The sequence below is a fragment of the Campylobacter sp. CNRCH_2007_0968H genome, assembly GCF_025773245.1.
Taxonomy (GTDB): Bacteria; Campylobacterota; Campylobacteria; order Campylobacterales; family Campylobacteraceae; genus Campylobacter_D; species Campylobacter_D lari_D.
The window spans coordinates 1-714 of sequence record NZ_JAKMTQ010000053.1 but is presented as its reverse complement, the minus strand read 5'-3'; the positions used below and the strand labels follow the sequence as shown (position 1 = coordinate 714).

The 714-nt window shown below is 21.3% G+C and carries 1 pseudogene; it reads left to right on the top strand.

What is annotated here, in order from left to right:
- Positions 1-22: 22 nt before the first annotated feature.
- Positions 23-714: pseudogene (locus L8Y18_RS08600) on the top strand (capsular biosynthesis protein); the annotation flags it as partial.

Genomic DNA, 714 nt, shown 5'->3' with positions numbered 1-714 from the left:
TAAAAAAACTTAAGAGGTATTAATGTTTAATCCAAATAGTGCTATAGATAGGATAAAAAATTCACTTTCTTATAAACTAGGTCTTGCTATTATAGAGCATAAAAAACAATATAAAGAATGGGGATATATAGTCTTATTATATAAATTATATAAGATAAAACAACAGTATAAAAAAGAGCAAAAACTATATAAACAAACTATTAAAATATTTCCTCATCTTGCATATTCTAAAGTGGAATTTTGTAAAGACTACAATGAAAGTATAAAATATAAATACCATCTTTCTTATATGTTAGGAGAAACTTTAATTTGTGCTCATAAAACATGGTATAAGGGAGGATATTTTAAATTACCTTCTTTACTAAAAGAAAAATATAAGTTATATAAAAATATTCAAGATATTATTAGTATATTACCTCAAAATTTACATTATCATTTTTATAATTCAACTATAAAAAATCATAAGATAAACATTCAAAGTTTGGTTTATATTTTAAAACAACACAAAGATTATAATCCTATATTAGAAAACATATTTCATAATTTTGATTTTTTTATAAAACATTTTGATCTTATTAATACTTGGTTGTTATCAAATGATTTTAAAGAAAAATATAAACAGGAAAATCATCCCTACCCTTCTTTACTTGATCCTAAAAAACTAAATGATGATAATGAAAAAATCAATTATAAAAATATTCCTGCTGAGCTTGC